The 14,283-nt window shown below is 66.0% G+C and carries 10 protein-coding genes; 8 read left to right on the top strand and 2 right to left on the bottom strand.

Annotated elements, in window-relative coordinates; translation table 11 throughout:
* The first annotated feature begins 3 nt into the window (after positions 1 to 3).
* Together ACXYMR_RS04550 and ACXYMR_RS04545 are read left to right on the top strand one after the other, a co-directional pair.
* Positions 4 to 1,338, top strand: coding sequence for an AmpG family muropeptide MFS transporter (locus ACXYMR_RS04550; RefSeq protein ID WP_458941566.1), 1,335 nt, complete (start codon positions 4 to 6; stop codon positions 1,336 to 1,338).
* A gap of 240 nt (positions 1,339 to 1,578) precedes the next feature.
* Positions 1,579 to 1,935 (top strand): hypothetical protein, encoded by a 357-nt coding sequence (locus ACXYMR_RS04545; RefSeq protein ID WP_458941565.1) that lies wholly within the window; start codon positions 1,579 to 1,581, stop codon positions 1,933 to 1,935.
* 63 nt (positions 1,936 to 1,998) lie between these two features.
* Here the strand turns inward: ACXYMR_RS04545 and ACXYMR_RS04540 are convergent, their stop codons facing one another.
* Positions 1,999 to 4,284, bottom strand: coding sequence for an NADP-dependent malic enzyme (locus ACXYMR_RS04540; protein WP_458941564.1), 2,286 nt, complete (start codon positions 4,282 to 4,284; stop codon positions 1,999 to 2,001).
* Between the two features lie 98 nt (positions 4,285 to 4,382).
* On the opposite strand from ACXYMR_RS04540, the gene mutS reads away from it, so the two are divergent.
* From mutS to ACXYMR_RS04515, 5 genes are read left to right on the top strand one after another with little or no spacing between them, the layout of a single operon-like run.
* Positions 4,383 to 7,073: a DNA mismatch repair protein MutS gene (mutS, locus tag ACXYMR_RS04535; RefSeq protein ID WP_458941563.1), complete on the top strand. Its 2,691-nt coding sequence runs from the start codon at positions 4,383 to 4,385 to the stop codon at positions 7,071 to 7,073.
* A 33-nt stretch (positions 7,074 to 7,106) separates the two neighbouring features.
* Positions 7,107 to 9,914 carry a [protein-PII] uridylyltransferase gene (locus tag ACXYMR_RS04530; RefSeq protein WP_458941562.1) on the top strand — a complete coding sequence of 936 codons (2,808 nt, stop codon included), beginning with the start codon at positions 7,107 to 7,109 and terminating at the stop codon, positions 9,912 to 9,914.
* A 2-nt stretch (positions 9,915 to 9,916) separates the two neighbouring features.
* A complete protein-coding gene (gene murJ / locus ACXYMR_RS04525; protein WP_458941561.1) occupies positions 9,917 to 11,461 on the top strand; it encodes a murein biosynthesis integral membrane protein MurJ in 1,545 nt (514 codons plus the stop codon).
* A 59-nt stretch (positions 11,462 to 11,520) separates the two neighbouring features.
* Positions 11,521 to 12,558: a tryptophan--tRNA ligase gene (trpS, locus tag ACXYMR_RS04520; RefSeq protein WP_458941560.1), complete on the top strand. Its 1,038-nt coding sequence runs from the start codon at positions 11,521 to 11,523 to the stop codon at positions 12,556 to 12,558.
* Positions 12,559 to 12,581: 23 nt separating this feature from the next.
* Complete coding sequence (locus ACXYMR_RS04515) at positions 12,582 to 13,127, top strand: copper chaperone PCu(A)C (protein WP_458941559.1); 546 nt, start codon at positions 12,582 to 12,584, stop codon at positions 13,125 to 13,127.
* Here ACXYMR_RS04515 and ACXYMR_RS04510 read toward each other — a convergent pair.
* Positions 13,110 to 13,688 carry a hypothetical protein gene (locus tag ACXYMR_RS04510; RefSeq protein WP_458941558.1) on the bottom strand — a complete coding sequence of 193 codons (579 nt, stop codon included), beginning with the start codon at positions 13,686 to 13,688 and terminating at the stop codon, positions 13,110 to 13,112. The genes ACXYMR_RS04515 and ACXYMR_RS04510 overlap by 18 nt on opposite strands.
* A 120-nt stretch (positions 13,689 to 13,808) precedes the next feature.
* On the opposite strand from ACXYMR_RS04510, the gene ACXYMR_RS04505 reads away from it, so the two are divergent.
* Positions 13,809 to 14,261, top strand: a complete 453-nt coding sequence (locus ACXYMR_RS04505; protein WP_458941557.1) for a universal stress protein — start codon at positions 13,809 to 13,811, stop codon at positions 14,259 to 14,261.
* Positions 14,262 to 14,283: the final 22 nt, after the last annotated feature.

Raw genomic sequence — 14,283 nt, 5'->3', positions numbered from 1 at the left:
CCAATGGCCGAGCTGGCGTCCTCCACACCGCGTACCTGGCAACAGACCGTTCGGGTATATGGTCGGCCGCTCATGCTGGCGATGCTGGTTCTGGGCTTTGCTTCCGGCTTGCCCCTGATGATGGTGTTCTCGAAGCTTTCCTTCTGGCTGCGTGATGCTGGCATCGAGCGCTCCACCATCGGCTTCTTCTACTGGGTGACCCTGTCCTACACGCTCAAACCCCTGTGGGCGCCGGTCGTTGACCGGCTTCCCATTCCCATCTTGACCGCTGCGTTGGGCAAGCGTCGTTCGTGGATGATGATTGCCATTCTGGGCACCATGGCCGGCTTGGCGATCATCGCCTTCGCGAACCCCGCCGAAGGCTTGTTGCTGACCGCGCTAGGCGCTTTTATCCTGTCCTATTCAGGGGCCACGCTGGACATCTCGATTGATGCCTGGCGCATCGAGTCCGCGCCGCGCGAAGAGCAGGCCAACATGGCCGCTGCCTATGTCCTCGGTTACCGCGGGGCCATCATGTTCTCCGGTTTCGGCCTGGCTATTTCGGAATGGACCAACTGGACCATCTCCTTCCTCGTCATGGCTCTGACCATGGGCATCGCCGGCTTGCTCGTCCTGCTCATGAAAGAGCCTGAGCACGCCTATCGCGAGCCGGATCGCCAATCTTTCGGGCGGCGCGTAAAGGACGCCATCGTCGAGCCCTTCAAGCAGTTCTGGGATCGTCTCGGGAGCTGGATTGTTCCGGTCTTCCTGCTTGTCGCCTTCTACCGCCTCAGCGATTTCACCATGGGTGTCATGGCCAGCCCGCTATATTCCGATCTCGGCTTCGACCGGGCGATTGTCGGCGGAATTCAGAGTGGTCCCGGCGTGGTGGCGACGATCGCAGGCGGCTTCCTCGGCGGCTTGATCGCCTATCGGTTCGGGGTCCTGAGGGCCATGCTGCTCGGGGCGCTGATCACCTTTGCCACCAATGCCGCCTTCGCCTGGCTTGCGGCCACAGGCAATTCCGATTCAGTCGGGCTCCTCGCCTTCGTGATCAGTGCCGACAATATCGCAGCCGGCTTCGTCGGCACGGCATTCATCGCCTACCTGTCTTCGCTCACCGACCCTCTCAACGCGGCCACCCAGTACGCCCTGCTGTCGTCGCTCTATGCGCTGATCAACAAGTTCATCGCCGGGTTCTCCGGCGTCATGGCGGACGCCATCGGCTATGTCAGCTTCTTCCTCGTAACCGCCAGCTATGCTCTACCTGCGGGCCTCCTGATCCTGTTCATCATGCTGCGCGGCACTCCGGCAGCCAAGGGGACCTTGGAGCACCAGGTGCCAGCCAAGCCAGACTGATTGTGCGCCCGATCATCGGGGAGCACGACTGGCAATCGCCGTATCGTTTGAAAATAGATTGTACAAGCCGCCGAAATGGCGTGGCTAAAAACAAGTTAATTTCGAATTCAGGCCGCCGGACCGAAAGGTATTTTGTCTACCTATGCCACTTTTTGTTTGACCCCCGCTTGGCCGCTTGCCACCCTTCGGTGGTACAGCGTCCCGGTTTAAGTCGGGGCGACAATCTACAGGGGAATAGACATGGCCAAGAAGGGCAAGCTCAGCCGCCGCTCATTTTTGACCCGCGTGGCGGGCGGTGCCGCCGTGACGGGCGTTGTCGGAACCGCCGCTGCCGCTGCGATCATCCAGGGACGCACTGATGCCGACAGTGGCAATAGTTCGGATCCGGCGGGAAGCGGTCGGACCGGGATCACCGATTCTGACAGCGGCAGCTATGCCGATCAGGCAGGCCGCGGCACCGGCGCTACGGGATTGACCGATAGCGATAGCGGTGGCTGCGCCGACAATGCCGGGCATGGTCGGGGCAATACCGGCATGACCGACAGCGACAGCGGGAGCTGTGCCGACCCGAGCGGGCGTGGCCGCGGCGGCCGCTAACACGCCGCACGCAGGTCGGTTGAAGGCGACCCGGCCGGACTTGGGCCCGGCCGGTCATCTGCCTTATTCCGCGACCGCCGTCTCGACCTCGTGCTTCTCCGGGTCGTAGGCGGCCAGCGCGGCCAGCGTGGTGATCTCGCTCACCGACGCCCCGAGGCGGGCGATCTGGACCGGTTTTTCCACCCCGAGCAGCATCGGCCCGATGACCGTGGCGCCGCCGGCCACGCGCAACAGCTTGGTCGAGATCGAGGCGGCGTGGATGGCCGGCATGACCAGCACATTGGCAGGGCCCTTGAGGCGCGAGAACGGGTAGAGCGCACGATGGGCCGGGTCGAGCGCCACATCGACATTCATCTCGCCCTCGTATTCGAAGTCGACGCCGCGCTGGTCAAGGATGCGCACGGCTTCCTGCAGCTTGTCCGAGCGCTGGCCCTCGGGATTTCCGAAGTTCGAGTAGGACAGGAACGCCACGCGAGGCGTGAACCCGAAGCCCTTGGCAGCGGCTGCCGCTTCCTCGGCAATATCGGCCAGGGCGTCGGCATCCGGGAATTCGGAGATGTTGGTATCGGCGATGAACAGGGTGCGGTTCTTGGCCAGGGCCAGCGACATGCCGATGACGCGCTGTCCGGCGGCCGGGTCTAGCACCAGGCCGACATCGGCGAGGGCGGCGGCATAGGAGCGCGTCGTACCGGTCACCAGGCCGTCCGCATCGCCCAGCTTGACCATGCAGGCGGAGAACACGTTGCGGTCATTATTGACCATGCGCTGAACATCGCGCTTGAGATAGCCTTGCCGTTGCAGGCGCCCGTACAGGAAGTCGGCATAGTCGGCATTGCGCTCCGACAGGCGGGCATTGACGATCTCGATGGCGTCTTCCGGCACTCCCACCAGGCGCATGTTGGCCCGCGTGATCTCCTCGCGCCCGACCAGGATGGCCTTCCCCAGCTCCTGGTTCTGGAAGGCCCAGGCAGCGCGGATCACCGACGGTTCCTCGCCCTCGGCAAACACGATGCGGCGGCCATAGCCCATGACCGCGCCCTGGATGCGCTGCAGCAATGCCGCCGTCGGATCGAGCCGGCGAGCCAGCGAGGCGCGGTAGGCGGCCATGTCGGGGATCGGGCGGCGCGCTACGCCGGTATCCATGGCGGCCTGGGCCACATAGGGCGGCACATAGGAGATCAGGCGCGGATCGAAGGGCGAGGGAATGATGTAGTCCTTGCCGAAACTCGGCCGCGAGCCGTGATAGGCGGCCGCCACCTCGTCCGGCACATCCTCCTTGGCCAGCGCCGCCAGGGCATGCGCGGCGGCGATCTTCATCTCTTCATTGATCGTGCGCGCCCTGACATCGAGGGCGCCGCGGAAGATGTAGGGAAAGCCGAGGACGTTGTTGACCTGGTTGGGATAATCGGAACGTCCGGTAGCGATGATGGCATCGCCGCGCACGGCGCGCGCCGCTTCCGGCGTGATCTCCGGGTCCGGATTCGCCATGGCAAAGATGATCGGGTCGGCGGCCATCGACTTGACCATGTCCGGGGTCAGGGCCCCGGCCACCGACAGGCCGAGGAAGCAGTCCGCCCCGTCGACCGCCTCGGCCAGTGTCCGCTTGTCGGTCTCGGCCGCGTGGGCGGCCTTCCACTGGTTGAGATTGTCACGCTCGGTGTGGATCACGCCCTTGCTGTCGCACAGCAGCGCGTTTTCCGACTGCACACCCATCGCCTTGAGCAGTTCCAGCACGGCGATACCGGCGGCGCCGGCGCCGTTGACGACGACCTTGAGGTCCTCGATCCGCCGGTCGGTCAGCTGGCATGCATTGATGATGCCGGCGGCGGAGATAATGGCGGTGCCGTGCTGGTCGTCGTGAAATACCGGAACGTCGAGCAGTTCGCGCAGCTTCTGTTCGACGATGAAGCTTTCCGGGGCGCTGATGTCTTCCAGATTGATGCCGCCGAACGTGTTGCCGATGCGCTTGACGCACTCGATGAAGCCGTCTGCGTCCTCGTCCTCGACCTCGATGTCGATGGCGTCGATATCGGCAAAGCGCTTGAACAGAACCGCCTTGCCTTCCATCACCGGCTTCGAGGCCATGGCGCCGAGATTGCCGAGACCCAGGATCGCCGTGCCATTGGAGATCACGGCGACCATGTTGCCCTTGGAGGTATAGTCATAGACCTTGTCCGGATCCGCCGCGATCGCCTTCACCGGGGCGGCGACGCCGGGGCTGTAGGCGAGTGACAGGTCCCGCTGCGTCGCCATCGGTTTGGTCGGTGCGAGGGCCAGCTTGCCGGGCACTGGGTCCTTGTGGAAGGCCAGGGCGTCTTCGTCATCCACGTGGCTGGTCCTGTCGCTCATTCCCGGCATCCCTGCTTGAATTTCTGTCTCACCGAAGCTAGCGCTCTAGCCGCTTCGCATCCTTGCACGCAAGGTGAAACCTCGCCACGGTCCCGTTCATGAACGCCCATTCTGCCCTTACCGTCCCGGTCGATCGGGAGTTTCCGTCCGCCGAGGGCGCCACGCCGATGATGCAGCAATTCCTCGAACTGCGCGGTCAGGCGCCGGGTGATGCGCTGCTGTTCTATCGCATGGGCGATTTCTACGAATTGTTCTTCGACGATGCCGTGCGGGCCGCCGCCGCTCTTGACATTGCCCTGACAAAACGGGGCGAGCACCAGGGTCAGCCCATCCCCATGTGTGGCGTGCCGGCGGCCACCGCGGAAGCCTATCTGGCGCGCCTCATCAAGGCCGGCTTCAAGGTCGCTGTCGGCGAACAGACCGAGGACCCGAAGGCCGCCAAGGCACGCGGTTCGAAATCCGTTGTGCGTCGCGAGATTACCCGCATTGTCACGCCGGGCACCCTGACCGAGGACAGCCTGCTCGATCCGCGCCGTTCCAACCGCCTGGCCGCTCTTGCGCAACTGCCGAATGGTGAAGTGGCGCTGGCCTGGGCTGACGTCTCCACCGGCGATTTCGCGGTCTCTGCAGTGGCCGCCACGGCGACAGCGGCCGAGCTGGCGGCGATGGCGCCGGCGGAGTTGCTGGTCGAGGAAAGCCAGTTTGCCGAGGCGGCCTCCATCGCCCCTGCCATTACCCTGACACCGCTGCCACGCGCCAAGTTCGACTCCGGTTCCGCCGAGCGCCAGCTCAAGGCCCAGTTCGGGGTCCAGGACCTGTCCGCCTTCGGCCAGTTCGGCAAGGCTGAACTGGCGGCCCTTGGCGCCCTGCTCGATTATCTCGCCCTGTCCCAGGCCGGTGCCCCGGCCCGCCTCAGCGCGCCGCGCCAGGCAGTCGAGGGCAGCGTCCTGATGATCGACCCCGCGACCCGGGCCAGCCTCGAGATCGAGCGCACCTTGTCAGGATCGCGTCAGGGTTCCCTGCTGGATGCCATCGACCGCACGGTCACCGCTCCCGGTGCGCGCCAACTGGCCGACCGCCTGTCGCGCCCGCTGACCGATGCCACGCGCATCCATTGCCGGCTCGACGCCATCGCCTTCTTCCTCGAACACACCGTGTTGCGCGAGGATGTGAGATCGCGCCTCAAGGCCGCCGGCGATGCCGAGCGGGCGCTGTCGCGCCTGCTCCTGGGGCGCGGCGGGCCGCGCGACCTGAAAGCCCTGTCGGCGGCGCTGCAGGAGGGCGAGCAGATTGCTGCGCGCATGCTCCGCGAGGCGCTCGACACGCCGCCGGACGACATTTCCGAGGCGCTGCGTTCGCTCAATCTCGCTGACAAGCCCGACCTCGCCGCGCTGATCAACGACCTGGAGCGCGCCATCGTCGACGAGCCTCCCCTGCAGGCCCGCGACGGCGGATTCGTGGCCCCGGGCTGGCGCAGTGATCTCGACGAGGCCCGCGAACTGCGCGATGCCTCGCGTCGCATTGTCGCCGGTTTGCAGGCGACCTATGCCGAGGCCACCGGCGTTTCCACGCTCAAGGTCAAGCACAACAATGTCCTGGGCTATTTCGTCGAGGTCACGGCGCGGCATTCCGACGGGCTGATGGCCAGCGAGGATTTCATCCATCGCCAGACCATGGCCAATGCGGTGCGCTTCACCACAACCGAACTGGCCGACCTGGAAGCGCGCATCGCCGGTGCCGCCGACCGCGCCCTGGCAATGGAGGGCGAAGTCTTCGAGGCGCTGCGCGAGCGTATCGAGGCGGAGTCCGAAAACACTCGCTCTGCCGCCCGCGCCCTGGCCGAAATCGATGTGGCCTCGGCGCTCGCGGAATGGGCCGAGGAGAGCGACGCTGCCAGGCCACAAGTTGATGATTCAACGTGCTTTCATGTGTCCGGCGGGCGTCACCCCGTGGTCGAGCGGGCGCTCCGGAAGTCCGGCGATGGCCGCTTTACCCCCAATGACTGCCAACTCGACGGGGCCGGCCGGGACGGGCCGCGTCTGAGCTTTGTCACCGGCCCCAACATGGCCGGCAAGTCGACCTTCCTGCGCCAGAACGCGCTCATCCTGATGCTCGCGCAGTCAGGCTGCTATGTCCCGGCTCGCGAGGCCCGCATCGGACTTGCCGACCGCCTGTTCTCGCGCGTCGGTGCGGCCGACGACCTGGCGCGCGGGCGCTCGACCTTCATGGCCGAGATGATCGAAACCGCCGCCATCCTCAACCAGGCGACCGGGCGCAGCTTTGTCATCCTCGACGAGATCGGCCGCGGCACCGCGACGTTCGATGGCCTGTCGATCGCCTGGGCGGCTGCCGAACACCTGCACGAGGTCAATGGCGCGCGCGCCCTGTTCGCCACCCATTATCACGAGCTGACGCGCCTCGCCGACGACCTCGATGCCGCCGCCAATGTCTCGCTCAAGGCCCGCGAATGGCAGGGCGAGCTCGTCTTTCTGCATGAAGTCGGTCCCGGTGCCGCCGACCGGTCCTACGGTATCGAGGTGGCGCGCCGTGCCGGCTTGCCGCCACGGGCCATCAGCCGGGCGCAATCGGTCCTGGAACGGCTTGAATCGGAGGGTGCGCCGGCGGCGGCACTCGATGACCTGCCGCTCTTTGCCAGCGTGCCGGCCCCTGCCGAGCCGGTGCAGTCCGCTGTCGAGGCCAGGCTGGACGGCATCAATCCCGACGGCCTGTCGCCGCGGGAGGCGCTGGATATCCTCTACGAGCTGCGGGACCTGGCGAAGAATGCGTGACGCCCCACCCCGCCCTGGCGTAGTTTCATTCCCATGACCCAGTCGGCGCTTCCGGTATCGCTCTACGCCCTGCAATTGCGGGCCCAGCTGGCTGCCGCTCTTGCCCGGGGCGGCTGGGCGTCCAGTGCCGCCCGGACCGCAGGGATCGCGCAATTGCGCCTGGCCCTGGAGCGCTTTCATCAGCAGGCCGCGGCGCGCCTTTCCGGCGCCGGGGGCGGGGCGTCGGCCGCCCTGCACCTGGCCAATGGCGTCAGCGCCTGCCTGCACGCCTTGTTCGATTCCATGGCCGCCGCGGACCCGGCCGGTTCCGAAGGCGTGGCCTTGTGTGCCCAGGGAGGCTTCGGGGCCGGCGAGCTGGCTCCGGCATCCGATGTCGACCTGCTGCTGGTCAAGCCGGACGGGGCCGGGCCCCAGACCGACGAATTCCTCCAGCAATTCCTGTACGCCCTGTGGGACCTCAAGATCGACATTGGCGGCGGCGCCTGCCGCACCATCGACGAGACCCTGGAGCTGGCGCGTGAAAACGCCTCCGAACGGACCGCGCTTTTGTCCCTGCGCTATCTCGCCGGTGATGAGAGCGTCAGCGCCCGCCTGGCCCAGCGCTTCCGTGACGAAGTGGTGTCGCGCGACCTGGCAGGCTTCGTCGAGGCCAAGCTGCGCGAGCGCGACGCCCGGCTGGAAAAGTCCGGCAGTTCACGCTTCACCGTTGAACCCAATATCAAATCCGGCAAGGGCGGCCTGCGCGACCTGCAATTGATGCGCTGGCTGGCCCAGTTCCTGTACGGCAATGACGCGTTCGAACGCTGGGTCGGGACCCGCCTCCTGTCCGTCGACGACGTCACCAAATACGTGCTCGCCGACGACTTCCTGTGGACCGTCCGCTTCCACCTGCACGAACTCGCCGGGGGCAAGGACGAACGCCTGACCTTTGACCTGCAGCCGGAAATCGCGGAGCGGATGGGCTTTACCGATGGCGAGACGGAGAGCGGCGTCGAGCGCTTCATGCGCCGGTATTTCCGCACTGCCATGAATGTCGGTTCGCTGACCCGACTGGTCTGCGCCAAGCTCGAGGCCGATGCCTGGAAGTCCAAGCCGCTGGCGCTCGGGCGCTTCCTGCCGGGCCGTGAAGGCAATGAGGATGTCGATACCGGCGAATTCGTGCTGCGCGAGGGACGGCTCGATTTCGCCCACGGCACCCAGATCGCCCAGGACCCGGTGCGCCTGATCCGGTTTTTCCACGTGGCCGCCTCCCGACGCCTCGACCTGCATCCGGAAGCCGTGGCCCGCATCGGCCGCACCCTGCACCATGTCGATGATGATTACCGCCGGGATCCACGCGCCGCCCGGGCCTTCTTCGCGGTCCTGCTCGACAGTCCGGCGCCGATGGCGGTGCTGCGCCTGATGACGGAAGCCGGCCTGCTCGGCCGCTACATACCGGAGTTCGGCAATATCGTCGCCCGCACCCAGTTCAACATGTACCACCGCTATACGGTGGATGAGCACACCCTGCAGGCGCTCGGCCTGCTGCGCGAGATCGAGAACGGCCAGCACCCGATCGACCATCCCCTGCTCACCCGCATCATCCCCTTGATCCAGCACCGCCGCGCGCTGCACCTCGCCGTGCTGTTGCACGATACCGGCAAGGGCTCGGGCGACCAGTGCGAGGAGGGGGCCGTGCGTTCGCGCGCAGCCTGCGAACGGCTCGGTCTGGGCGAGGAAGAATGCGAGCTGGTGGCGTGGTTGATCCAGTCCCACCTGCTGATGAGCGACACCGCCCAACGCCGCGACCTGTCCGACCCCAGGACCGTTGCCGACTTCGCGGCCGCGGTCGGTACGGTGGAGCGGCTGCGCCTTCTGACCATCCTGACAGTTGTTGACATCCGGGCCGTCGGGCCCGGCGTCTGGAATGGCTGGAAGGGCCAGCTCATCCGCGAGCTCTATGCCGCCACCGAGGCCGTGCTGGCCCGTGAAGGCGACACTCTTCAGCTCGCCCGCCAATCTCTGTCCGACCGGGCCGAGGCGGCGCGCAGCCGCATCCAGCCCCGCCTTGCGCGGCTCAATCCGGAGTTCGCCGAATGGTGGATGGCGGAACTCCAGGATGCCTATTGGATGTCGTTCGGTCGCGAGGACCGCTACCGCCACGCCGCCTTCGTGCGCAAGGCGTGGGAATCCGACAATACGACGGCCGCCGCGGTCCGCGTTGACCGCCGCCGCGCCGCCACCGAGGTGATGATCTGGTCGCCGGACCGCGACCGCATCTTCGCCGACATCGCCGCCGCCTTCACCGAAATGGGCGCCGACGTGGTCGGGGCCACCATCAACACCACCCGGTCCGGCCAAGTCTTCGACGTGTTCTACATCCAGGATGCGGCGGGGCAGCCCTACGGCCATGGCGACGAGCTGCAACGCAGCGCCCTCGTGAAATACCTGCGAGAGGTCGCCACGGGGACAACCGAGGTGCGTCGTCGCACGGCCTCAATCACCCATCACCGTGATGCCGTGTTCCGGGTCACGCCCAGTGTCGTCATCTCCAACGATATTGCCGAACAGGCCACCGTCATCGAGGCCTCGGGGCGCGACCGGCCGGGCCTGCTGGCCGACCTGGCCGATGTCCTGGCCGACCAGGGCGTATCGCTGGCCTCGGCCCAGATTGACGGTTATGGCGAACGGGCGACCGATGTGTTCTATGTCACTCATCAGGGTGGCAAGCTGGAGGATGAGGCGGTGTCAGAACGGGTTCGCAGCGGCTTGCTGGCGGTGTTCAGTGAAGGCGAGCAGGCGTTCGACGAGCGTGCCGCCGAGCGCGGCATCGCCCGGGCCAGCGCCAGCGTCCTGAGGTAGGTATGCGTCTTCTTCGATCCACCGCCGTCGTCGGCTTGTTCACCAGCGCAAGCCGGGTCCTCGGTTTCGTGCGCGAGATGTTGCTCGCTGCCGCCCTGGGCGCCGGCGCGGTCACCGACGTCTTCCTGACCGCGTTCCAGTTCCCCAACCTGTTTCGCCGCATCTTTGCCGAAGGCGCCTTCAATTCCGCCTTCGTGCCGCTCTATGCCGGCAAGCTCGAGGGTGATGGCATCGACGAAGCGACAGCTTTCGCGCGCCAGGTCATGTCGGTCCTGCTGACTTCCATGCTGATCCTGGTCATTGGCGCCCAGATCGCCATGCCCTGGCTGATGTACGCCCTGGGGCCCGGCTTCGTGTCTGACCCCGGGCTGTTCGGGCTGGCCGTGCTGCTGACCCAGATCACCATGCCCTATCTGCTGCTCATGTCCTTGTCGGCGATGCTCAGTGGAGTGCTCAATTCGCACGGCAAGTTTGCGGTCACCTCTGCGGCACCTGTGGTTCTCAACCTGACCCTCATCGGGATCATGGTGTTCTCCGATGCCGGCGGCGAGCAATTGGCGCTTTACCTGTCGATCGGCATCACCGGGTCCGGTGTTCTCCAGACCATCTGGTTGCTGGCCGCTTGCCGCACGCTCGGACTGCGCCTCAGCTTGCGTCTCCCGCGGATCAGCAATGATGTGAAGCGACTTGTCATACTCGGCGTGCCCGGTGCCGTGGCTGCCGGTGTCACGCAGATCAATATTCTCGTGACGTCCTCGATCGCCACGCTCCAGGAGGGCGCCCGGTCCTGGCTCTATTTCGCTGACCGTTTGTACCAATTCCCCTTGGGGGTTGTCGGCATCGCCATGGGTGTCGTGCTGTTGCCGACCCTGTCGGGGCGAGTCAGGGCCGGTGATGTCCAGGGCGCGAGCAATGCGATGAACCGGGCCCTGGAAGTGTCGATGGCTTTGACCCTTCCGGCGGCTGCGGCGCTGGCGACTATTCCCGAATACATCGTTGTGGGCGTGTTTCAGAACGGGCGGTTCACCTCCGCCGATGCCGACATGGTGGCCCTGGCCCTGCGCGCCTTTGCCATAGGCCTGCCCGCCTTCGTGCTGATCAAGGTGCTGTCGCCGGGCTTCTTCGCCCGCCAGGACACCATGACGCCGATGAAGTTCGCCAGCATTTCGGTGGTCATCAACCTGGTTCTTGGCCTCGGCCTGTTCTTCGGACCGCTTGGCTTTCTTGGACTGGCTGTTGCCACATCGGTCGCCGGCTGGACCAATATGCTGCTGCTCGCCATCACCCTGCACCGCCGTGACCTGCTGCAACCCGATGCCCGTCTGCTCCACAAGTTGCCGCGCATCCTGCTGGCCGCGGCCCTGATGTCCGGTTTCCTCCTGGTGGCACAGCATTACGCCGGCTGGATCACCGCGCTGCTCTTCGGTTCGACACTGATTTCGCTGCTGTTCGTGTGCGCTGCCGGGGCCGGCGTGTTCGGGCTCGCTGCCCTGACCACGGGAGCCCTGCGGGTCGCAGAGGTCCGGGCAGCGCTCAAGCGCTCTTGAGGCACGTCGCGGGTATCGCTACACCCGCTCCCTGACAGAGATTGTGCAAGGCAGAACCCATGAGCGACACGCCCACCGAGTATCACGGCCCGAAACGCGTCTTTTCCGGCATGCAGCCGACTGGCTCGCTGCACCTCGGCAATTATCTCGGGGCGCTGAAGAACTGGGTGGCCCTGCAGGATGGCGGCGATCGCGAATGCTTCTACTGCGTCGTCGACATGCACGCCATCACCATGCCTCACCAGCCGGGTGAACTGCGCGACCGGGTCCGCTCGGCGGCCGCCGCCTACATCGCCTCCGGTGTCGATCCCGAGAAAAGCACCATCTTCGCCCAGTCCGCCGTGCCCGGTCATGCCGGCCTGGCCTGGGTGCTCAACTGCGTCGCCCGGCTCGGCTGGCTGGAACGCATGACCCAGTTCAAGGACAAGGCGGGCAAGGACAAGGAGCGCGCCTCGGTCGGCCTGTTCACCTATCCGGTCCTGCAGGCCGCCGACATCCTGCTCTACAAGGCCACGGAAGTGCCGGTCGGCGAAGACCAGAAGCAGCACCTGGAACTGTGCCGCGACATCGCCGCCCGCTTTAACCGCGACTACGGCAAGGGCGAGGCCTTCTTCCCGCTGACCGAGCCGGTCATCCAGGGCCCGGGCGCGCGCATCATGAGCCTGCGCGACGGCACCTCGAAAATGTCCAAGTCCGACGTGTCGGACAATTCGCGCATCAATCTGGACGATGATGCCGACACCATTGCCCGCAAGATCAAGAAGGCCAAGACCGACCCCGAACCTCTGCCGGAGACCGTGAATGGTCTGGAAACCCGTCCCGAGGCCGCCAATCTGGTCGGCATCTACGCGGCCCTGAGCGGGCAGACCAAGGCGGGCGTGCTGGAGAAGTTCGGCGGTCAGGGTTTCGGCATCTTCAAGCCGGCCCTCGCCGACCTTGCCGTCGCCCACCTGGCCCCGGTGTCCGACGAATATCGCCGCCTGATGGGTGACAAGGCCGAGATCGACCGCATTCTTGGTGCCGGGGCCGAGAAAGCCCGCACGGTTGCCGAGCCGGTACTTGAGGAAGTTCATCGCGCAGTTGGATTCTGGGGCTGACCCGGACCCGGTAGGAGCACGACATGAAGCATTTCATTCCACTTGCAGGACTGCTCGCCGCGAGCCTGACAATGGCCGCCTGCGCGGACGGGACCGAGCCGGCCGACGCCGGGACGAACCCGACCATGTCGTCCCAGACCTCATCTGCAGGCGGCGACCCGGCCCAGCTGCCGCGTGGCTCCGAACCCGGCATGCTGGTCATCGACACGGCGTGGATGCAGCCGCACCCGGGCGGGCGCGATGTCACTTCCGCCTATGTCACGGCGCGGCTGGAGCGCGGCGAGCCGGACCGGCTCCTCGCGGCCGAGATCGAGGGAGCCAGCGAAGTCAGCCTGCACGGCCACGAGATGGACGCGCAGGGCATGATGAGCATGCGTGCGATCGGGCCCGTCGACATCGACAAGGGCACGCCGCTCAATTTCGCACCGGGCGGTCAACACCTGATGGTGTTCGGCCTGGCGCCGGTCGAAGTCGGTGACCAGGTCTCCGGCTGGCTGATCTTCGAGCGGGCCGGCCGCGTACCGGTCACCTTCGAGGTTCGCACAGCGGCGTCAGTTCTCGCCGACTAGTTCTTCCTCGTTGACCGGCTTGCTCGCATAGGTATCGGGATCGTACCGGCGTTCGCTGCGAGGCCGGAACACGCGCATCAGCCAGCCTCCGAGCATGATCAGCGGCACCAGCAGAAGGCCATAGCGGTTCTCCTGGGCCAGGAATATCCAGGCAAATCCTGCCAGGCTCGCCAGCGTCAGGGCGCTGGCCAGGCCGAAATAGCGCATCAACTGGCCGGTCGGCGGGCCTTCGACAAACCGGATGTCGTCGTGGCGATCGGTCAGTGCGCCATGGAGCTCGCCGAGCAGTGCCTTGAAGGTCAGGGCATTCGGCTCGAAATCGCCGGCTCCGGTCCATCGCATGGAGGCAAAGGACAGCGTCCTTCCGAGCCGGTCGGTGACGCCGCACACGATCTGGCTGCCACGCCCGGCGCGGTCGACGCTCAGCCGGATTTCGACAATGTCGGCGAGGCGGAGTGTGTGTTCCGGGCCGCCGGGACCTTTGCGGACAAGCTGTCCGGCCTGCACCGATACTTCACTCGGGCCCGCTTCGCCGCGGCGTTGGTCGATATGATGGATCACTGTTCCGCCTCGCTTCCGGATGATTGCCCGTCTGACACCGACATAGCCTTAAAACTGGACGAGGCCGACAACTGTCGCCACACTCCCGTCCGCATGCCGAACAGCCAACGCAAATTTCTCGTGATCGCCGATGACACGGACGAGTGCCGGACGGCTCTCTATTTCGCTGCGCGCCGGGCGCGGGCGACCGGAGCCCATGTCACCATCCTGGCCACGCACGAGCCCGCCGACTTCAATCACTGGATCGGCGTTGCCGAAACGGCCAAGCGCGAGGCGGAAACCGCTGCGGAGACCCTGCTGGAATCGCTCGCGGAAGATGCTGAAGCGGTCACCGGCGAGCGGCCGGAACTGCTGCTGCGCGAAGGCGACCGGCGCGATGTGCTGGCCCAGCTTCTGGTTGATGACCCGCTGATCTCGCTGCTCGTGCTGGGGGCCTCGACCAGCAGCAAGGAAGGACCGGGTCCACTGGTTTCGGCCCTGGCACGCGGCAAGGGCTTGTTCGAGGCGCGGGCCGTGCCGGTGACGGTGGTGCCGGGCGACATGTCGAACGAGGAAATCGACGCGCTTATCTGAAAGCCCTACGCCAACTGTGGTT

Source organism: Maricaulis sp. CAU 1757 (genome assembly GCF_054482675.1).
The sequence above is the reverse complement of the archived record's forward strand: the minus strand, read 5'-3'. Positions and strand labels throughout refer to the sequence as shown.